The following is a 20,942-nucleotide window of genomic DNA, read 5'->3' as shown; positions in this document are numbered from 1 at the left end:
CCCGGCTTTTTTACATCCTGCTCCACCAGCACAGCTTCCGCGGCTACCCATGTAGCCTAAAACAAAGCCGGGTGGCGCTGACGCTTACCCGACCTACGTGTTCGAGCCATTTGTAGGCCGGGTAAGGCGAAGCCGTCACCCGGCTTTTTTACATCCTGCTCCACCAGCACAGCTTCCGTGGCTACCCATGTAGCCTAAAACAAAGCCGGGTGGCGCTGACGCTTACCCGGCCTACATGTTCGAGCCATTTGTAGGCCGGGTAAGGCGAAGCCGCCACCCGGCTTTTTTAGCCTCTTACGCTTCCTGTTTTACCAGCTCAGCTTCAGCTTCGCGCGCGCCTTCATTCTGCGACAGCATCGCGGTCGCAATCCCGTTCCCCAGCACGTTAATCGCCGAACGGCCCATATCCAGGAAGTGGTCGATCCCCATCAGCAGCAGAATGCCCGCCACCGGAATATTAAAGCTCGGAATAGTTGCTGCCAGCACCACCAGCGAGGAACGCGGTACGCCCGCAATCCCTTTCGAGGCCAGCATCAGGGTCAGCATCAGCACCGTTACCTCAGAGAAGCTGAGGTGAATGTTGTACGCCTGAGCGATAAACATCGACGCGAAAGAGCAGTACACCATCGACCCTACCAGGTTAAAGGAGTAGCCAATCGGCAGAACGAAAGAGGCGATGTTGCGCGAGCAGCCAAAACGCTCCAGCTGTTCCAGCGTTTTAGGGTAGGCCGCTTCAGAGCTGCTGGTGGTAAACGCCACCAGGACCGGATCTTTCAGCATGCTGACCAGGCGAAACACCTCTTTTTTCAGCACCATGTAACCCACGGCCAGCAGCACCATGCAGGTGAGAAGAATGGCAACATAGTAGCCGCCAATAAAGGAGGCGTAGTTCAGCAGAATGCCCAGGCCCTGCGTGGCGATGACGGAGGAGATCGCCGCGAAGATGGCCAGCGGCGCAACGTACATCACGTAGCCCGTGACCTTCAGCATGATATGGGAAACCACGTCCAGCGCGGCCACCAGCGGGGCGTTAAATTTCTGCCCCAGCGACGCGCCGCCGATGCCGAAGAACATCGAGAACACCACAATCTGCAGGATCTCATTGTTCGACATCGCCCCGGCGATGCTGGTTGGAATGGTGTGCGACAGGAACGCTTTCAGCGTCATGCCCCCCACGGCCAGGCCGGTATCCACCGCCTCGGTTGGGACGGTCAGGTTCAGACCGCTTCCCGGATGCTCCAGCGTGACGATAAACAGCCCGACCAGAATGGAAAGTACCGATGAGCTGATAAACCACACCATTGCTTTGCCGCCCACTCGGCCAATGGTGGAGGTTTCGCCCAGCTTCATAATACCGACGGTCAGCGTGCTGAAGACCAACGGTGCAATGACCATTTTGATCAGGCGAAGGAAAATATCGGTCAGAAGGGTAATGTTATCCGACCAGGCTTTGATGGCATCCGCAGATGCATACTCATGAATTGCTGCCCCTGAAAGAATACCCGCCAGCATGAATATCACGATGAAGAGTGTGAGTTTGTTTGCACTTGCCACGAAAAAAGACCCTCTCTGCGCTCAGATGTAGCCCGCGGCGATACATATAAATTTTTTATTACGACGCGGGAAATTATTCGGCACATAAATTGACGCAAAGCGTAGGGGGATACAACTCCTTTTTAAGTTTTATTAATTTTGTTGTTAATGCCTCGACGATATATTGTGACCGCGATCACATTTTAATGGATATATTCTCTGCGAATAAAACAAAATCCTTAGATAGATAATTTTAACCACCTGTTTTATTTGGAAATAGTGAGTCAATAAGACATCCGCCTGATTCATTTTGAGGCAGGTGGAGGAAGCGTTATCCGTAAACTAAATTCTCAATAACCCCCTCGGAGGAACGTTAAGCGGGGCTAACATCTTGAACGGCCAAAATAAAATATGGCAAGGGAACGGAGACGTCTTCTGGAGGGTGGTAAAATGAAAAGTAAACTCCTTTTGATCTGTGCAGGCTCGTTACTGACGGCGACCCTGGCCCCGCAGGCGCTGGCCGTCACCAGCAGCGGCACCATCGGGGCGACGCTGACCCTGACAAACGGTTGCCTGATAAACGGGTCGCCCACGCAAAACGGCATTAACTTCGGGACGCTTGATTTCGGCACCCATCCCGCCACGTTTTCCACGCTGACCACGCAGCTAACCGGCGCCAGCGGCGGAAACACCTTTACCATTCAGTGTACGACCGCCAGCTATACGGTAGCGATCACCGGCAACACCCACTCCACGGCACCCGGTACCGTTGTTGGATCGACGGGAACACCTGCGCGCTATCTGATCAACACCGCCAACGCCGCACAGGGGGTAGCCTACAGCCTTTACAGCGACAGCGGATTTAACAACGTGGTTGCCAATAACGCCGCGTTGCCCATCGCCTCTACGGCGGGAGGTGTCGACAGCTACACGCTCTATGGGCGTATTACCGGCGGCGGCAACAGCGTAACGGTCGTACCGGGAACCTACACCGACACGATAAACGTTAGCGTCACCTATTAGTTCTTCACGGTCATGAAGGCCTCTCTTGCAGGTCTGCGCAAACGCGCAGAGGGACGCGTGCAGCCTTTTTTCGCGCTGATGGTTGGATGGCTAATGATCCCCGCGGCCGTTGCGGTGACGTCACAGTCATTCAAGGTCAGCGCGACCATTGTACCGGGATGCGCGGTGGCTACCGGCAGCGGGGGAGTCCTCGGCACGCTGGATTTTGGTACCCATACTGGCGTTGAAAGCGCGCCGGTGAGCACCAGCTTTGTGCCAAACGGGGCATTGTCCATCGCCTGTACGCCCGGCGTGACGCTGAGCATGAGCATTAATGGCGGTCAAAACTACTCATCCGTTCGCCGCATGAAGCGCACGGACGGAGCCGACCTGGTGGGTTACCGGCTCTACAGCAGCAGCTCGCTGGCCGCCAACAGCGAAATCGGCCTCAATCAGGCAATACCGGTGACCTACACCGACAGCAATAACATCGCGCTGCCGCTTTTTGGCGTGGCGCTACTGACCGGATTTAGCCCGGCAGGAACGTATTCCGATCAGCTCACCGTGACCCTGTCATGGTAATAAAGGGAGAGTGCCGATGAAGCCACTTTTGAGACCTGTTTGCCTGGCGGGCGCGTTGGGAATGGCAGCAGTCGGCCAGGCGCAGGCGGCGGCGACCATTCTGCTCTGGCCCATCGACCCCTGGCTTGCTGCAGACGCCAACGCCACGGAACTGTGGATCCAGAATCAGGGAAACAGCGCCACGACCATGCAGGTGCGCATCGTGCGCTGGAAGCAGGAGGGCGGGTACGAGCGTTATACCGCGCAGCAGGACGTGGTCGCCAGCCCGCCAATTGTCACTATTCAGAAAGGCAATAAGCAGCTGATTCGCCTTATTAAACAGGGGGCCGTTCCGGCGGGCACGGAACAGGCCTACCGCATTATCGTCGATGAAATCCCCCAGCCTGATGCGAAAGCCGAGCCCACCATCGGCCTCAAATTACAGATGCGTTACTCCATCCCTCTGTTCGTCTACGGCCAGGGGATCCCGACGATAAAAGAGGGTGCGCATCACGCGCTGGTGGAGACCCGAAACCTGAGCTGGCGGGTGACGCGCGCGGATGGGCAGCCTGCGCTGGAGGTTCGGAATCAGGGAGATGTTCATGTCAGGCTGAGCCAGGTAGCGCTGGAGCAGGGAGGTCAGAAACGCACGGTCGCGGAGGGATTGCTGGGTTACGTGCTCCCCGGCAGCACCCGCAGCTGGCCGATACCCGCAGGCGTTCGTCAGCCAGAGCGGATGATCGCGCAGATTAATGCCAGGGACGCACAATGGCAGTCGACGCCCGTCAACTGAAGCCCGCGATGATGATACTGCTTTGCGTCAGTTCCGCGGCCTGGGCCGAGCCCGGCGATGACAGTTTGCCGCCGCCGCCTCAGGCGCAGGCGGTAAATGATGAAGCGGTATTTCAGCTTGCCCTCGTGCTCAACCATTACGACACCGGTCTGGTGGTGCCCGTCACGCAGCGTAACGGCGCTTTCTTTGTCTCCAGTGCCGACCTGCTGCGCGCGGGGCTGCCGCCGGAGCATGTTCCTGCCGGAGAGGTGAATCTCTCTTCGCTTTCTCAGGTGCGCACGGAGTATGACAGCGCCGCGCAGCGCCTGCTGCTCACGGTTCCCCGCGACTGGGTCGCATCCCGCGTGACCCCGTTCAGCGCGCAAACGGCGCAGGCCAAACCGCACTTCGGGCGAGGCGCGCTGCTCAATTACGATCTCTACACCAACCACACGGCGCATATCGGTGGACAGGCGTCCCTCTGGCATGAATTCCGCTACTTCAATGAGAACGGCTCGTTTTCCTCCACCGGCTATGCCCGGGAAAATTTCAGCGGTAGCGGCGGCCAGCAGGAGGGGTATGTCCGCTATGACACTACCCTGCTGTTCACGAATGAAGATGACGCGATGAGCTGGAGCGTCGGGGACGTAATCAGCGACGCCCTGAGCTGGAGCTCCAGCGTGCGGATGGGGGGGATTAGCGTCGGGCGGGATTTCTCCCTGCGTCCTGACCTGGTGACGTGGCCGCTGCCCGAATTCGCGGGGGAAGCCGCGGTGCCGACCTCGGTCGATCTCTTTATCAACGGCTATCGCTCCGGCTCAACCCAGCTTCAGCCGGGTCCTTTCACCCTGACCAATCTGCCCTATATCAACGGTGCCGGGGATGCGGTGCTGGTCACGACGGATGCGCTGGGGCGCCAGGTGAGCACCACGCTGCCGTTTTACGTCACCAGCGACCTGCTCAAAAAAGGACTCAGCGACGGCGCCGTAACGCTGGGCAGCCTGCGGCGTAACTACGGCATTAAGAATTTTGACTACGGCTCCGCGGCGGGCAGCGGCTCGTATCGCTACGGGCTGACGGACTGGCTGACGCTGGAAGGCCATGCAGAAGGCGCGCAGGCGCTGGCGCTCGGCGGGGCAGGGACGGTAATAAAGCTCGACCAGCTTGGCGTGGTGAATACCTCTTACTCGCAGAGCCGCATGCGCGGGGATACGGGGGGGCAAATCAACTGGGGTTACCAGTACAGCACCAGCGAGTTCAGCGTCGCCACCCAGCACACGCGTCGGGGCCGCGGCTTTGGCAATCTGGCCCTTTACGACCAGCCGACGCTGTATGACGAGAACGATAAACCCATCGCCAGCTTCAGCCGGAATACGGACCAGTATTCCCTGACCTTCAATATGGGACAGTACGGCAACATCGGCGCGGCCTGGATCGGCGTGGAGAGTTTTGACAGCCAAAAAACCGAGCTGCTTAACCTCTCCTGGAGCCGCAATCTGTGGGGAGCGAGCAGTATTTACCTGGCCGGCAGCCGGGACCAGCAGCGGGGAGACTGGACGGTTGCGCTGTCGCTGCAGGTGCCGCTGGGCGCGCGCGACAGCGCCGCCTTCACCGTTGAAAACACGCCGGCTGCCGGCAGTACCCAGCGCATCAACTATAACCACGCCATGCCGTCCGACGGCGGCTTTAGCTGGAACATGGCCTGGGCCAATCAGTCGAAAGCCAGCGACTATCAGCAGGGCACGCTGGGCTGGCGCAACAACAACGTTGAGCTACAGGGCGGGGCCTATGGCGAAAGGGATATGATGACCTGGTGGGGCGAGGCGATGGGCTCCGTGGTGCTGATGGACGGCGAGCTGTTTGCGGCCAACAAAATTAACGATGCGTTTGTGGTCATCAGCACCGACGGTCATCCGGATGTCCCCGTCAGCTATGAAAATCAGCCCGTAGGCAAAACCAATAACAACGGCTACCTGCTGGTCAGCGGGGGTGTCGGCGTATTACCCGGCAAGCTACCGCATCGATACGCTGAACCTGCCGGCGGATACCCAGCTGAAAGAGACCGAACGGCGGATTGCGATCCGCCGCCACAGCGGTTACCTGGTCGATTTCCCGATGGAGCAGGAGCGGGTCGCCAGCGTCATCCTGCATGATGCGCGCGGGCAGGCGATCCCGGTGGGTAGCCAGGTGCGCAGGGCCTCGCGCAGCAGCGCCGTGGTGGGCTATGACGGTATCGCCTGGCTGGAAAATCTCAGCGATGTGAACCCGCTGGAGGTCATTACCCCTGGCGGAAAGCGCTGCACGACGACCCTGACGGTGGGATCCAACCCGGAACACAAGCTGCAAACCTACGGTCCGCTGGTATGTCGGGAGGCGCCATGAGGCGCCTGCTGCTGTTGATGCTGCTGCTGTTTTCCGGCGGCGGCTGGGCGGCGTGTACCGTCAGTACGGTCAACGCCTCGTTTGGCAGCGTCACGTCGTTCGCCCTCAGCGGAACCGGGGAGGTGGAAACCACCGGTACGCTGGTGGTGGCGTGCGATGCTGTCCTGAATCTGTTGACCAACGACTCGGTGACGCTGACCTACACCGCCGCATCGGTCTCGGGCAGCAGTCGCGCCACGATGAAACGCACCGATAATGCGACCATCACGGACGTGATCCCCACCCGACTGTGCGGATTATCGGGCTGCGCGAGCAGCAGCGAGGTACAGATAAGTAAATCGTATACCTGGGGTGGGAATACCCTGCTGGGGTTACTGGGGTCTAAGCAGTACAACATCCCGCTCTACTTCCGCACCGTCGCCGGGCAAAACGTCACCGCCGGGCCGTATCAGGTGCAGCTAACCTTCAGCGTTAACTACAGCGTCTGCTCCGTGGGCGCGCTCGGCATTTGCACCATCAATCAAACGGGCACGGCAACCACCACCATTCTACTTAACATGACCGTCACCAACGACTGCAGCGCCATGACCACGCCGGACGTCAACTTCAACAGCGCGCCGCTGGTACAAAGTTTCCCTACCGTTTCGCAGGCGATTGCCGTCACCTGCACCAAAGGAAGTACCTATACCATCGGCATTAATAACGGGGCTAACGCGCTGAATAACGTGCGGCGGATGGCGAGCGGCAGCAACTATATGAGTTACGACATCTATAAAGAAGCCACGACGAACCGCTGGGGCGGCAGCGGCACCGAGCGCTGGACCAGCGCGACCTCGTCGCAGGTCAGTACCGACGGTTTACTGCGCACCTATAACTACACCGCGAAGGTCCTGACGAATCAGACCACGCCGCCCGCCGGCACCTACACCGATACGCTGATTGTCGACGTGGCGTTTTAACCCCCGCGCTTTTCCCTTTCTCAAATGTAAAGTTCCTGTGGGCAGTGCCGATAACACCGTTAATAAATCTATGAGAAGGTGTTGTATGTTGAACCGTATCCGCGTTGTCACAATGCTTATGATGGTGCTGGTCATTTTCGCACTTCTTCAGCTCATTTCCGGCGGGCTTTTTTTCTCGTCGTTAAAACAGAACCAGGACAGCTTCGCGGCCTCGAACGACCTGCGCATGCAGCAGGGTGAACTCACCTCAACGTGGGATCTGATGCTGCAAACGCGTATCAACCTGAGCCGCTCGTCCGCGCGCATGATGATGGACCCCAACAATCAGCAGAGCAGCGCGAAAACCGATCTGTTGAAAAATGCCCGCGCCACGCTCGCTGACGCCGCTAAACACTATGCCGCCTTCAAACAGATCGCGCCGCAGCCTGCCATGGCGCAGGTAAGCCAGAATATTGATGAAAAATACAACGCCTACTTTGCCGGCCTGACGGAGCTGATTCAGTTCCTGGAGAGCGGCAACATGGACGCCTACTTCGCGCAGCCTACGCAGGGGATGCAAAACGCCCTCGGCGCGGCGCTGGGCGAGTACGCGAAGGCCAGCGGCGATCTGTATCACTCGGCCTTTACCGAAAGCCAGAATGACTACCGCTTTGCGAAATGGCAGATGGCGGTGCTGGCGCTGGCGCTGGTCATCGTGCTGGTCGCGGTGTGGTACGGCATTCGCCATATCCTGCTGAACCCTCTTGGCCGCGTCATTGCCCACATTCGAGAGATTGCCGGTGGCGATCTCACCAAAACGCTGACCGTGTCCGGCCGCAATGAGATCACCGAGCTGGCAAACAGCGTTGACCATATGCAGCGTTCGCTCATCGAAACCGTCGCTAACGTGCGTAACGGCTCGGAGGCTATTTATACCGGCACCAGCGAAATTGCGATGGGGAATAACGACCTTTCATCCCGCACTGAACAGCAGGCCTCCGCGCTGGAAGAGACGGCGGCCAGCATGGAGCAGCTTACGGCGACCGTGAAGCAGAACGCCGATAACGCCCGCCAGGCCTCGCAGCTGGCGGAAAGCGCCTCCGAGACGGCGCAGCGCGGCGGTCGCGTGGTGGATGGCGTGGTGAAAACCATGCACGACATCGCCCAGAGCTCGAAGAAAATCGCCGACATCATCAGCGTCATCGACGGCATTGCCTTCCAGACCAACATTCTGGCGCTGAACGCCGCCGTGGAAGCGGCGCGTGCGGGCGAACAGGGACGCGGGTTTGCCGTGGTGGCCGGGGAAGTGCGCAACCTGGCCAGCCGCAGCGCCAACGCGGCGAAAGAGATCAAGGCCCTGATTGAGGATTCCGTCTCCCGCGTGGATACCGGCTCCGTGCTGGTGGAAAGCGCCGGGGAGACCATGAATGACATCGTGAATGCCGTCACCCGTGTGACGGACATCATGGGTGAAATCGCCTCTGCGTCCGATGAGCAGAGTCGTGGTATCGACCAGGTTGCCCTGGCGGTATCGGAAATGGATCGCGTGACGCAGCAAAACGCCGCGCTGGTGCAGGAGTCCGCTGCGGCGGCCGCTGCCCTGGAAGACCAGGCGAGCCGTCTGAAGATGGCCGTCTCGGCGTTTCGTCTCGCTTCGCTCAATGGAAATACGGTCACTTCGCAAGCCACCTATAAAGCGCCAGCCGCCGAATCGACGGTCTCTCGCCTGCGTGCTGCAACGACCGGACAAGATGAAAACTGGGAAACATTTTGACTGACAATTGAACCGCGGCTGCTTGCCGCTTGATGGGAGCGTGGATGTTAAATCGTATTCGTATCTCGACCACACTGTTTTTGATTCTGATCCTTTGCGGTGTGTTGCAGGTTGGCAGTAACGGGTTGTCTTTTTGGGCGTTTCGCGATGGCTATCAGAATTTGCAGGACGTTGAGGCGAGTAATCAGCAGCGCTCCGCACTGGCACAAACGCGTGCCGTGCTGTTGCAGGCAAGCACCGCGCTGAACAAGGCGGGAACCTTAACCGCGCTGAGTTATCCCCCGGATGACATTAAGGCGCTGATGGCAACCGCGCGAAGCAGCCTGAAACAGGCCGACGCACAGTTTAAAGTCTTTACGGCGCAGGCCACCGGCAGCGAGAAAGAGAAAGCGCTGAAGGCCGCCATGAAGAAGAACTTTGAAGTGTGGTACAGCGATCTGGACCATCAGGCGACGTGGCTTGAGAACAATCAGCTCTCGGACTTTATGACCGCGCCGGTTCAGGCCTCGCAGGATGCGTTTGACGGCAGCTTTAACGCCTGGCAGCAGGATATTAATCAGTCTGTCCAGCGTGCGGGTGAACAGAGCCGTCAGAGCTACCACATGTCGGGCGTCATCTTTGCCGTGGTGGTGATCCTGGCAGGGCTGCTGACCGGCGGGGCACTGCTCTGGTCACGCAGAATGATTGTGCAGCCGCTGGCGATTATCAGCAGCCACTTCGACAGTATTGCAAAAGGGGACCTGGCCCGTCCGGTAGCGGTGTTCGGCAAAAACGAAATTTCGGCGATCTTTGCCAGCCTGAAGGCGATGCAGGGATCGCTGCGGGAAACGGTATCCGACGTGCGGCAGGGCAGCTATGCCATGCACACGGGAATTTCAGAGATTGCGGCGGGTAACAACGATCTCTCTTCCCGCACCGAGCAGCAGGCGGCCTCGCTGGCGCAGACGGCGGCCAGCATGGAGCAGCTGACCGCCACGGTCAGCCAGAACGCCGATAACGCGCGCCAGGCGTCTGACCTGTCAAAACAGGCGGCGATGACGGCGAAAAAAGGCGGCGACCAGGCGTCTCACGTTGCCAGCACCATGCAGGAGATCGCCACCAGTTCGCAGAAAATTGGTGACATCATCAGCGTGATTGACGGCATCGCGTTCCAGACCAACATTCTGGCGCTGAATGCCGCCGTTGAGGCGGCGCGCGCCGGGGAGCAGGGGCGCGGATTTGCCGTGGTGGCGGGGGAAGTGCGTAACCTGGCGAGCCGCAGCGCCAACGCGGCGAAAGAGATTAAGGTGCTGATCGAAGAGTCGGTCTCGCGCGTTCAGCAGGGCTCGACGCTGGTGGATACGGCGGCGCAAACCATGCACGAGATCGTCACCTCGGTGACGCGGGTGAACGACATCATGGGCGAGATTGCCTCGGCGTCGGACGAACAGCGTCGCGGCATTGAGCAGGTGGCTCAGGCGGTCAGCCAGATGGATCAGGTGACGCAACAGAACGCCTCGCTAGTTGAGGAAGCGGCAGCGGCAACCGATCAGCTGGCCAGCCAGGCGGATCGCCTCACCGGGCTGGTCGCGGTATTTAATGTGAAAGAGCACGTTGAAGCAGTAACAGAAGTCGGGCGGTCGCAGGCCGTGCCAGTTGTATCCTGAATGTAATTAAGAAGGCGCTATGACATCACCAATGCCCCCTGGGCAAACGTCATTATTGTTGCAGATGACACAGCGCCTCGCGCTGTCCGACGCGCATTTTCGTCGGATATGTCAGTTAATCTACCAGCGTGCGGGGATCGTGCTTGCGGATCATAAGCGGGACATGGTCTACAACCGCCTGGTGCGGCGCTTGCGTAGCCTGGGGCTGGACGATTTTGGCCGCTATCTGAGCATGCTCGAGGCGAACCAGAACAGCGCCGAGTGGCAGGCTTTTATTAACTCGTTAACCACCAACCTGACGGCGTTTTTCCGCGAAGCTCACCACTTCCCGGTTCTGGCCGAGCACGCGCGCCGTCGCACCGGGGAGTATCGCGTCTGGAGTGCGGCCGCCTCAACGGGGGAAGAGCCGTACTCGCTGGCGATCACCCTCGCTGACACCCTCGGCATGACGCCCGGACGCTGGAAGGTCTACGCCAGCGATATCGATACCGAGGTGCTGGAGAAGGCGCGTAACGGCGTTTATCGCCAGGATGAACTGAAAACGCTGTCGCCGCAGCAGCTGCAGCGTTACTTCATGCGCGGCACGGGCCCGCATGAAGGGCTGGTACGCGTGCGCCAGGAGCTGGCGAACTGCGTTGAATTCGCGCCCGTTAACCTGCTGGATAAGCAGTACAACGTGCCGGGGCCGTTCGACGCCATCTTTTGCCGTAACGTCATGATCTATTTTGATAAAACGACGCAGCAGGACATTTTGCGTCGGTTTGTTCCGTTGCTCAAGCCTGACGGTTTACTGTTTGCCGGGCACTCGGAAAACTTCAGCAACCTCGCGCGTGAGTTTAGCCTGCGTGGGCAAACGGTGTATGCGCTGAGTAAGGAAAAAGCATGAGTAAAATCAGGGTATTGTCTGTCGACGATTCAGCGCTGATGCGTCAGATCATGACTGAAATCATCAATAGCCACAGCGACATGGAGATGGTGGCCACCGCGCCCGATCCGCTGGTCGCGCGGGATTTAATTAAAAAATATAACCCCGATGTGCTAACGCTGGATGTCGAAATGCCGCGCATGGATGGCATCGATTTCCTCGAAAAGTTAATGCGGCTTCGGCCCATGCCGGTGGTGATGGTCTCCTCCCTGACCGGGAAAGGGTCGGAAATCACCCTGCGCGCGCTGGAGCTGGGGGCGGTGGATTTCGTCACCAAGCCGCAGCTCGGCATTCGCGAGGGGATGCTGGCCTACAGCGAAATGATCGCGGAGAAGATCCGCACCGCGTCGCGGGCGAAGCTTGCCGCCCACACGCCGATGACCGCGCCTGCGACCCTGAAGGCCGGTCCGTTACTCAGCTCGGAAAAACTGCTGGTGATTGGGGCGTCAACCGGAGGAACAGAGGCAATTCGCCATGTACTCCAGCCATTGCCGCTCTCAAGTCCGGGTATTCTGATTACTCAGCATATGCCGCCAGGCTTTACCCGTTCGTTCGCCGAACGCCTGAACAAGCTGTGCCAGATCAGCGTGAAAGAGGCGGAAGACGGCGAGCGCGTGCTCCCGGGACATGCCTATATCGCCCCGGGTGACAAGCATATGGAGCTGGCGCGCAGCGGCGCTAACTATCAAATCAAAATTCATGACGGACCGCCGGTCAACCGGCACCGTCCGTCGGTGGATGTGCTGTTTCATTCGGTGGCGAAACATGCGGGGCGCAACGCCGTGGGGGTGATCCTGACGGGGATGGGCAACGACGGTGCCGCCGGAATGCTTGCAATGCACCAGGCTGGCGCCTGGACGATTGCGCAGAATGAAGCAAGTTGTGTGGTGTTCGGCATGCCGCGCGAGGCCATCAATATGGGTGGCGTGAGCGAAGTGGTCGATCTTAGCCAGGTAAGCCAGCAGATGCTGGCGAAAATCAGTGCCGGACAGGCAATACGTATTTGACTCAGGAGTATTATTTTATGGCGGATAAAGAGCTTAAGTTTTTGGTTGTGGATGACTTTTCCACCATGCGTCGCATTGTGCGCAACCTGCTGAAAGAGCTGGGCTTCAACAACGTTGAAGAGGCAGAAGACGGCGTTGATGCGCTGAATAAACTGCAGGCTGGCGGGTTTGGTTTTGTGATCTCCGACTGGAACATGCCAAACATGGACGGTCTGGAACTGCTGAAAACCATTCGCGCCGATGCGGGAATGGCGTCCATGCCGGTTCTGATGGTCACAGCAGAAGCGAAAAAAGAGAACATCATTGCTGCGGCACAGGCGGGCGCAAGCGGCTATGTGGTGAAGCCATTCACCGCGGCAACCCTGGAAGAGAAGCTCGGTAAGATCTTCGAGAAACTCGGCATGTGAGGTGATGGAAATGTTGCAACCTTCTATGAAACCCGTTGAAGAACACTCGCCGAGCGATATCATCGTCCGCATCGGCAGCCTGACGCGCATGCTGCGTGACAGCCTGCGCGAGCTGGGTCTGGATCAGGCGATTGCGGAAGCGGCGGAAGCGATTCCCGATGCCCGCGATCGTCTGGACTACGTTGTGCAGATGACCGCGCAGGCTGCTGAGCGTGCGCTGAACAGCGTTGAAGCGTCTCAGCCGCACCAGGATGCGATGGAAAAAGGGGCGAAAGCGCTAAGCAAACGCTGGGATGAGTGGTTTGAGAATCCTATCGAGCTGGCGGATGCCCGCGAGCTGGTGACCGATACCCGCCAGTACCTGGGCGATGTTCCGGGCCACACCAGCTTCACCAACGCCCAGCTGCTGGACATCATGATGGCGCAGGATTTCCAGGACCTGACCGGTCAGGTGATCAAGCGCATGATGGACGTTATCCAGGAGATTGAGCGTCAGCTGCTGATGGTGCTGCTGGAGAACATCCCGGAACCGGCCGCCCGTCCAAAACGCGAGAACGAAAGCCTGCTCAATGGCCCACAGCTCGACGCCAGCAAGGCGGGCGTGGTGGCAAGCCAGGATCAGGTGGACGACCTGCTGGACAGCCTCGGCTTCTGATTGTCTATTCCGCCTCAGGGGGTACGCCGCCTGAGGCGGTTTACGATAAAATCACCGAAAAGAGCCCGAATAAACGGGCTTTTCCCGCCATTGGATTTCCGCTGCGCTGGCATGATACCCGTGACGTAATGGGCTGAGCATGCACTGTGGCAGAAGAGAACGACGACAAAACGGAAGCCCCCACACCCCACCGACTTGAAAAGGCGCGTGAGGAAGGGCAGATCCCCCGATCCCGAGAATTGACCTCCCTGCTGATCCTTATCGTGGGCGTGTGCATTATCTGGTGGGGCGGGGAGTCGCTCGCCCGCAAGCTGGCGGGAATGCTGTCAACCGGCTTACGTTTTGACCACAGCATGGTCAACGATCCGAATCTGATCCTCAGCCAGATTATCCAGCTGATTAAAGGGGCCATGGTCGCGCTGTTGCCCCTGATAACCGGGGTCGTGCTGGTCGCGCTGGTCTCTCCGGTGATGCTCGGCGGTCTCGTTTTTAGCGGCAAATCGCTGCAGCCGAAATTTTCCAAACTCAACCCGCTGCCGGGCATTGCGAAAATGTTCTCTGCCCAGACCGGGGCCGAGCTGCTCAAAGCCATTCTCAAATCGGCGCTGATGGGCAGCTCCGCGGGGTTTTACCTCTGGCACCACTGGCCGGAAATGATGCGCCTGATCGGCGAATCGCCTCTTACCGCCATGAGCAACGCCCTGAATCTGGTCGGCCTCTGCGCGCTGCTGGTGGTGCTCAGCATTATCCCGATGGTGGGTTTTGACGTCATCTTCCAGCTGTACACCCACTTCAAAAAGCTGCGCATGTCGCGTCAGGATATTCGCGACGAGTATAAGCAGATGGAAGGTGACCCGCACGTGAAGGGGCGCATCCGCCAGATGCAGCGTGCCGCCGCCCGTCGCCGCATGATGGAGGATGTGCCGAAGGCCGACGTCATCGTCACCAACCCGACACACTACTCCGTCGCGCTGCGCTACGACGAAAACAAAATGAGCGCGCCGAAAGTCGTCGCGAAAGGGGCGGGACTGATCGCCCTGCGTATCCGGGAAATCGGCACAGAGCACCGGGTGCCGATCCTGGAAGCCCCTCCGCTGGCGCGTGCCCTTTACCGCCATGCGGATATTGGACAACAGATCCCGGGACAACTCTACGCCGCCGTGGCGGAAGTGCTGGCCTGGGTATGGCAGCTGAAGCGCTGGCGTCTGGCCGGCGGTCAGCGGCCCGTCAAACCTGAGAACCTTCCGGTGCCTGCCGCGCTGGATTTTATGAACGAGAAGGACACTGATGGCTAATCTGGTGGCAATGTTGCGCCTGCCCGGCAACCTGAAATCGACCCAATGGCAGATCCTTGCCGGGCCGATTCTGATCCTGCTAATTCTGTCGATGATGGTACTGCCGCTCCCGGCGTTCATCCTCGATCTGCTTTTCACATTCAACATCGCGCTGTCCATTATGGTGCTGCTGGTGGCGATGTTCACCCAGCGTACCCTGGAGTTCGCCGCATTCCCGACCATTCTGCTGTTTACCACCCTGCTGAGGCTGGCGCTGAACGTGGCGTCCACGCGTATCATCCTGATGGAAGGGCACACCGGGGCGGCAGCGGCGGGTAAAGTGGTGGAGGCGTTCGGCCACTTCCTCGTAGGCGGCAATTTCGCTATCGGTATCGTGGTGTTCGTTATCCTCGTTATTATCAACTTTATGGTTATCACCAAAGGTGCAGGGCGTATCGCGGAAGTGGGCGCGCGCTTCGTGCTGGACGGGATGCCGGGTAAGCAGATGGCGATCGACGCCGACCTGAACGCCGGTCTTATCGCCGAAGATGAAGCCAAAAAGCGCCGTGCGGAAGTGACGCAGGAAGCCGACTTCTACGGCTCCATGGACGGTGCGAGCAAGTTTGTGCGCGGTGACGCCATCGCGGGCATTCTGATCATGGTGATTAACGTGGTCGGCGGCCTGCTGGTGGGGGTTCTGCAGCACGGGATGGACATGGGCCACGCGGCGGAAAGCTATACGCTGCTGACCATTGGTGACGGTCTGGTCGCGCAGATCCCGGCGCTGGTGATCTCCACGGCGGCGGGCGTGATTGTCACCCGCGTGAGCACCGATCAGGACGTTGGCGAGCAGATGGTTGGCCAGCTGTTCAGCAACCCGCGCGTGATGCTGCTGGCCGCTGCCGTTCTGGGCCTGCTCGGCCTGGTGCCGGGCATGCCAAACCTTGTCTTCCTGCTGTTTACGGCGGCGCTGCTGGGGCTGGCCTGGTGGATGCGCGGCCGTGAAATTAAACCGGCAGCGGAGCCTGTTCCGGTCAAAATGCCGGAGAATAACCAGGCCGTTGAAGCGACCTGGAACGACGTTCAGCTGGAAGACTCCCTGGGGATGGAGGTGGGGTATCGCCTGATCCCGATGGTCGATTTCCAGCAGGACGGCGAGCTGCTTGGCCGTATCCGCAGTATCCGTAAGAAATTCGCCCAGGACATGGGCTTCCTGCCGCCGGTGGTGCACATCCGCGACAATATGGACCTGCCGCCCGCGCGCTATCGCATCCTGATGAAAGGCGTGGAAATCGGCAGCGGTGATGCCTATCCGGGACGCTGGCTGGCGATTAACCCCGGCACCGCAGCAGGCACGCTGCCGGGCGAGCAAACTGTCGATCCGGCCTTTGGTCTGGCCGCGATCTGGATTGAAAGCGCCCTGAAAGAGCAGGCGCAGATCCAGGGCTATACGGTAGTTGAAGCCAGTACCGTGGTGGCGACCCATCTTAATCACCTGATCGGGCAATTCTCGGCCGAGCTGTTTGGCCGCCAGGAAGCGCAGCAGCTGCTGGACCGCGTCACGCAGGAGATGCCGAAGCTGACGGAAGATCTGGTCCCGGGCGTGCTGACCTTAACCACGCTGCATAAGGTGCTGCAAAACCTGCTCGACGAGAAGGTGCCGATCCGCGATATGCGCACCATCCTGGAAACCCTTGCCGAGCACGCGCCGATACAAAGCGATCCGCACGAGCTGACGGCGGTGGTGCGCGTGGCGCTGGGGCGGGCGATCACCCAGCAGTGGTTCCCGGGAACCGGAGAGGTGCAGGTGATTGGCCTCGATACGCCGCTTGAACGTCTGCTGCTGCAGGCTCTGCAGGGCGGGGGCGGCCTGGAGCCGGGCCTGGCGGACCGTCTGCTGGCGCAAACGCAGGAGGCGCTGGCGCGTCAGGAGATGCTGGGCGCGCCGCCGGTGCTGCTGGTGAACCATGCGCTGCGTCCGCTGCTGTCGCGCTTCCTGCGCCGCAGCCTGAGCCAGCTGGTCGTGCTGTCAAACCTGGAGCTGTCGGATAACCGCCATATCCGCATGACCGCGACGATTGGAGGGAAATAATGGGTAAATGGCTCTGGATTTTACTCATTCCGCTGGCGGCGCAGGCCGGTGGCGAGGGCTCCTGGCAGGCAAGCAGCATGGGGGTTACCCTCAGCAACAGGGGCGTTGCCATGTCCTCTAATCCGCTGTCGCCTTCTGAGGGCGTATCCGGCCTGATGGGGCTGGTGGTCTGGAACTACCGGCTGATCGGCCCGACGCCTGCGGGATTGCGGGTACGCCTCTGCTCTCAGACGCGCTGTACGGAGATCGACGGTGAAAATGGCACAACGCAGGCGTTCAACGGCGTGCCGGCTGTTGAACCTTTGCGTTTCATCTGGGAAGTGCCGGGCGGGGGGCGTTTGATCCCGGCGCTGAAGGTGCAGAGTAATTCCGTCATCGTGAACTACCGCTGACGGTTGCATTTTCAGGACGGCAAACAAACAAAACCCGGCGAGTGCCGGGTTTTTTGTGTTACATACGTTCTACGGTTTCGATACCCAGGGTATCCAGACCCAGCTTCAGGGTCTTCGCCGTCAGCTGCGCCAGCTTCAGGCGGCTGTTGCGCACCGATTCATTCTCCGCAGAGAGTATAGGGCAGTGCTCGTAGAAGCCGGAGAACAGACCCGCCAGATCGTACAGGTATGCACACATGACGTGCGGCGTGCCGTCACGTGCAACCACGGTCAGCGTCTCTTCGAACTGCAGCAGACGCGCGGCCAGCTGGGCTTCACGATCTTCCGTGATGGTCACGGTGGCGTTCGCCAGCACGCTTTCATCGATATTGGCTTTGCGGAATACCGAGAGCACGCGGGTGTAGGCGTACTGCATGTACGGCGCGGTGTTGCCTTCAAACGCCAGCATGTTGTCCCAGTCGAAGATATAGTCGGTGGTGCGGTTCTTGGAGAGATCCGCGTATTTCACGGCACCGATACCCACGGCGTTAGCCAGCTTTTCCAGCTCGTCGGCAGGCATGTCCGGGTTCTTCTCGGCCACCAGGCGACGGGCACGTTCCAGCGCTTCGTCCAGCAGGTCGGACAGCTTCACGGTCCCGCCCGCGCGGGTTTTGAACGGCTTGCCGTCTTTACCCAGCATCATGCCGAACATGTGGTGTTCCAGCGGAACGCAATCCGGCACGTATCCTGCTTTACGCACGATGGTCCACGCCTGCATCAGGTGCTGGTGCTGGCGGGAGTCGATGTAGTACAGCACGCGGTCGGCATGCAGCGTTTCGTAACGGTATTTCGCACAGGCGATATCGGTGGTGGTGTAGAGGTAGCCGCCATCCTTCTTCTGGATGATCACGCCCATCGGTTCGCCTTCCTTGTTTTTGTACTCATCAAGGAACACAACCGTTGCGCCTTCGCTCTCAACCGCCAGGTTTTTCGCTTTCAGGTCCGCCACAATGCCCGGCAGCATTGGGTTGTACAGGCTTTCACCCATCACGTCGTCACGGGTGAGGGTGACGTTCAGGCGGTTATAGGTCAGCTGGTTCTGAGACATGGTGATGTCGACCAGCTTGCGCCACATCTCGAGGAAGTATGGGTCGCCGCCCTGCAGTTTTACCACGTAGCTGCGCGCGCGCTCGGCGAAGGCTTCGTCTTCGTCGTAGTGTTTTTTGGCTTCGCGATAGAAACCTTCCAGGTCCGCCAGCGCCATTTCGCCCGCGTTTTCCTGCTGCTGTTTTTCCAGGTAAGCAATCAGCATGCCGAACTGGGTACCCCAGTCGCCCACGTGGTTCGCGCGGATCACCTTGTGGCCGAGGAACTCGAGCGTGCGCACCGCGGCATCACCGATGATGGTGGAGCGCAGGTGGCCTACGTGCATCTCTTTCGCCACGTTCGGCGCAGAGTAGTCGATCACCACGGTCTGCGCTTCCGGCTGGGAAACGCCCAGACGGTCAGACTTCAGCGCCGCGTCAACGTGGCTTGCCAGGAATGCAGGCTCAAGGAAGATGTTGATAAAGCCCGGGCCGGCGATTTCGGTTTTGCTGGCAATGCCGGAAAGATCCAGATGCGTCAGTACCTGCTCAGCGAGCTGTCGCGGCGGCATGCCCAGTTTTTTAGCCACTGCCATCACGCCGTTAGCCTGATAGTCGCCAAACTGTACTTTTGCTGACTGACGAACCTGCGGTTCGCAATCCGCAGGCGCACCTGCGGCAATCAGTGCCTGACTGACTTTTTCGGAGAGAAGAGCCTGAATATTCACCTGGATACCTTACTTTTTTGATGCGGGCTCACAACCACCCGCGCCAGTTAGAGAATTTAGGGCGGGAGTATACTGCAAATGCCCTCTGGCGTCAGCATCGCGGGGCCTGAAGATTGCTCAGAATCCAGGCGGTGAAGGCGTGCATAATCATGCAGTCGCAAAAAGCCGGATTCTGCGGTTGGTCAAAACAGGGCAACAGAGTAAATTAGCGGCTTTGCGAGACGAAAAGAGAGTGATTTATGGCGAACTGGCAATCCATTGACGAACTGCATGATATTTCCGCAGATTTACCGCGCTTCACCCAGGCGTTCACAGAACTTGCCACCCGTCTGGGTCTGGATATCGCACCGCTTGAGGCCGATCACATCTCTTTGCGCTGTCACCAGAATGCTACCGCCGAGCGCTGGCGTCGCGGGTTCGAGCAGTGCGGCGAGCTGCTGTCCGAGAACGTGATTAATGGTCGCCCCATCTGCCTGTTCAGGCTGCGCGAGCCGGTGAACGTAGCCCACTGGCAATTCACCGTGGTGGAACTGCCGTGGCCGGGCGAGAAGCGCTATCCGCACGAAGGCTGGGAACATATCGAAATTGTCCTGCCGGGCGAGCCGGAGACGTTGAACGCGCGCGCGCTGGCCCTGCTCTCAGACGAAGGCTTAAGCAAGCCGGGGATTTTCGTGAAGACCAGCGCTCCCAAAGGCGAGCGCGAGCGGTTACCTAACCCGACGCTGGCCGTCACGGACGGGCAGGTCACGGTGAAGTTTCATCCGTGGACCATTGAGCAGATTGTTGCCAGCGAAGCGTAAGAGATGTGAGTTTGCGCGGGGAATGAAAGCGGACCGCGTGTCATGATGGTTCGTTTAGTGGGATTTCAGGAGGATTAAATGGCGCTGCTGGAGATTTGTTGTTACAGCGTAGAGTGTGCCGTGACCGCGCAAAAACGCGGGGCTGACCGTATCGAACTGTGCGCGGCACCCAAAGAGGGCGGGCTGACGCCTTCTTACGGCGTGCTGAGGGCCGCCCGTCAGGCCGTCACGATCCCCGTTCACCCGATTATTCGCCCGCGCGGCGGTGATTTTTGTTACACGGCGGGCGAGTTCGGTGCCATGCTTGATGATATCGCGCTCGTTCGGGATCTGGGGTTTCCGGGGCTGGTGACCGGCCTGCTGGATGAGGACGGCAATATCGATCTTCCGCGCATGCGCCAGATTATGCGCGCCGCCCAGGGGCTGGCCGTCACTTTTCATCGCGCATTTGATATGTGTAAAGATCCGCTTCAGGCCATTGAAACGCTTGGAGAACTTGGCGTGGCGCGCGTTCTGACATCGGGCCAACAGGCGTCCGCTGAAAAAGGACTGCAATTAATTACGGAACTAAAAGCACATTCCGGTGTTCCAATAATAATGGCGGGTGCGGGAGTCCGCGCCAGCAATCTGGAACGGTTTTTAAACGCAGGGGTAGAAGAGCTGCACAGCTCCGCGGGGAAATGGATACCTTCGCCCATGCGCTATCGCAATACAGGGTTGTCAATGTCGACGGATGCTGAAGCGGATGAGTATTCACGCTACGGCGTAGAGGGAGAGTCGGTTGCGGAAATGAAGTCGCTGATTGAGCGCTATCACGTGTAGCAACGTACCGATTTTTACCGCGCATCATGTCGCCCAATATGATGCTTGCTTGTACCAGGCCCCTGCAATTTCAACAGGGGCCTTTTTTTCTCCTTCATATTTCAAGCCGCAGCCGCGCTGGCCGCCTTGCTGCAACTTGAACTATTTTGGAGAAAACGAGTTGAGAGT

The 20,942-nt window shown here is 59.2% G+C and carries 17 protein-coding genes and 1 pseudogene; 16 read left to right on the top strand and 2 right to left on the bottom strand.

All coding sequences use genetic code 11. The features are described 5' to 3' along the window. Positions 1-294 precede the first annotated feature (294 nt). A complete protein-coding gene (locus ACMWKK_RS00815; protein ID WP_045326773.1) occupies positions 295-1,554 on the bottom strand; it encodes a dicarboxylate/amino acid:cation symporter in 1,260 nt (419 codons plus the stop codon). A 429-nt stretch (positions 1,555-1,983) separates the two neighbouring features. Between ACMWKK_RS00815 and ACMWKK_RS00810 the strand changes: the two genes are divergently transcribed. From ACMWKK_RS00810 to flhE, 14 genes and pseudogenes are all read left to right on the top strand, one after another. Beyond that, entirely contained in the window at positions 1,984-2,556 is a 573-nt protein-coding gene (locus ACMWKK_RS00810; RefSeq protein WP_045326771.1) for a spore coat U domain-containing protein, read from the top strand. Between the two features lie 12 nt (positions 2,557-2,568). Further along, a complete protein-coding gene (locus ACMWKK_RS00805) occupies positions 2,569-3,117 on the top strand; it encodes a spore coat U domain-containing protein (protein ID WP_112780795.1) in 549 nt (182 codons plus the stop codon). A 16-nt stretch (positions 3,118-3,133) separates the two neighbouring features. Further along, positions 3,134-3,889, top strand: coding sequence for a molecular chaperone (locus ACMWKK_RS00800; RefSeq protein ID WP_045326768.1), 756 nt, complete (start codon positions 3,134-3,136; stop codon positions 3,887-3,889). After that, positions 3,865-6,250, top strand: a pseudogene (locus tag ACMWKK_RS00795) (fimbria/pilus outer membrane usher protein). The gene ACMWKK_RS00800 and the pseudogene ACMWKK_RS00795 overlap by 25 nt, the downstream one beginning before the upstream one ends. Continuing rightward, positions 6,247-7,209, top strand: coding sequence for a spore coat U domain-containing protein (locus ACMWKK_RS00790; RefSeq protein WP_112780797.1), 963 nt, complete (start codon positions 6,247-6,249; stop codon positions 7,207-7,209). Before ACMWKK_RS00795 ends, ACMWKK_RS00790 begins: the two are co-directional and overlap by 4 nt. Positions 7,210-7,294: 85 nt before the next feature. Next, complete coding sequence (gene tar, locus ACMWKK_RS00785; protein WP_112780798.1) at positions 7,295-8,962, top strand: methyl-accepting chemotaxis protein II; 1,668 nt, start codon at positions 7,295-7,297, stop codon at positions 8,960-8,962. A 44-nt stretch (positions 8,963-9,006) separates the two neighbouring features. Further along, positions 9,007-10,608: a methyl-accepting chemotaxis protein IV gene (gene tap / locus ACMWKK_RS00780; RefSeq protein ID WP_112780799.1), complete on the top strand. Its 1,602-nt coding sequence runs from the start codon at positions 9,007-9,009 to the stop codon at positions 10,606-10,608. Positions 10,609-10,627: 19 nt separating this feature from the next. Next, positions 10,628-11,494, top strand: a complete 867-nt coding sequence (cheR, locus tag ACMWKK_RS00775) for a protein-glutamate O-methyltransferase CheR (protein WP_112780800.1) — start codon at positions 10,628-10,630, stop codon at positions 11,492-11,494. Next, a complete protein-coding gene (locus ACMWKK_RS00770; protein WP_112780801.1) occupies positions 11,491-12,540 on the top strand; it encodes a protein-glutamate methylesterase/protein-glutamine glutaminase in 1,050 nt (349 codons plus the stop codon). The genes cheR and ACMWKK_RS00770 overlap by 4 nt, the downstream gene beginning before the upstream one ends. A gap of 17 nt (positions 12,541-12,557) precedes the next feature. Beyond that, positions 12,558-12,947, top strand: coding sequence for a chemotaxis response regulator CheY (cheY, locus tag ACMWKK_RS00765; protein ID WP_008500431.1), 390 nt, complete (start codon positions 12,558-12,560; stop codon positions 12,945-12,947). A 10-nt stretch (positions 12,948-12,957) separates the two neighbouring features. Next, positions 12,958-13,602: a protein phosphatase CheZ gene (gene cheZ / locus ACMWKK_RS00760; RefSeq protein WP_032642640.1), complete on the top strand. Its 645-nt coding sequence runs from the start codon at positions 12,958-12,960 to the stop codon at positions 13,600-13,602. Between the two features lie 146 nt (positions 13,603-13,748). Next, a complete protein-coding gene (flhB, locus tag ACMWKK_RS00755) occupies positions 13,749-14,897 on the top strand; it encodes a flagellar biosynthesis protein FlhB (protein ID WP_112780802.1) in 1,149 nt (382 codons plus the stop codon). Further along, entirely contained in the window at positions 14,890-16,968 is a 2,079-nt protein-coding gene (flhA, locus tag ACMWKK_RS00750) for a flagellar biosynthesis protein FlhA (RefSeq protein ID WP_045326759.1), read from the top strand. The genes flhB and flhA overlap by 8 nt, the downstream gene beginning before the upstream one ends. Next, a complete protein-coding gene (gene flhE / locus ACMWKK_RS00745; protein ID WP_045326757.1) occupies positions 16,968-17,360 on the top strand; it encodes a flagellar protein FlhE in 393 nt (130 codons plus the stop codon). Before flhA ends, flhE begins: the two co-directional genes overlap by 1 nt. A gap of 58 nt (positions 17,361-17,418) precedes the next feature. On the opposite strand, the gene argS is transcribed toward flhE, so the two are convergent. Then, positions 17,419-19,152, bottom strand: a complete 1,734-nt coding sequence (argS, locus tag ACMWKK_RS00740; protein ID WP_112780803.1) for an arginine--tRNA ligase — start codon at positions 19,150-19,152, stop codon at positions 17,419-17,421. 239 nt (positions 19,153-19,391) lie between these two features. Here argS and ACMWKK_RS00735 point away from each other — a divergent pair, with 239 nt between their 5' ends. Both ACMWKK_RS00735 and cutC read left to right on the top strand, forming a co-directional pair. After that, positions 19,392-19,952, top strand: coding sequence for a VOC family protein (locus ACMWKK_RS00735; protein ID WP_045326754.1), 561 nt, complete (start codon positions 19,392-19,394; stop codon positions 19,950-19,952). A gap of 78 nt (positions 19,953-20,030) precedes the next feature. Beyond that, positions 20,031-20,774, top strand: coding sequence for a copper homeostasis protein CutC (cutC, locus tag ACMWKK_RS00730; protein WP_112780805.1), 744 nt, complete (start codon positions 20,031-20,033; stop codon positions 20,772-20,774). Positions 20,775-20,942 lie beyond the last annotated feature (168 nt).

The sequence above is a fragment of the Enterobacter sp. 01-M-03-SI-ECC genome (assembly GCF_047530215.1).
Lineage (GTDB): Bacteria > Pseudomonadota > Gammaproteobacteria > Enterobacterales > Enterobacteriaceae > Enterobacter > Enterobacter chengduensis.
The sequence above is the reverse complement of the archived record's forward strand: the minus strand, read 5'-3'. Positions and strand labels throughout refer to the sequence as shown.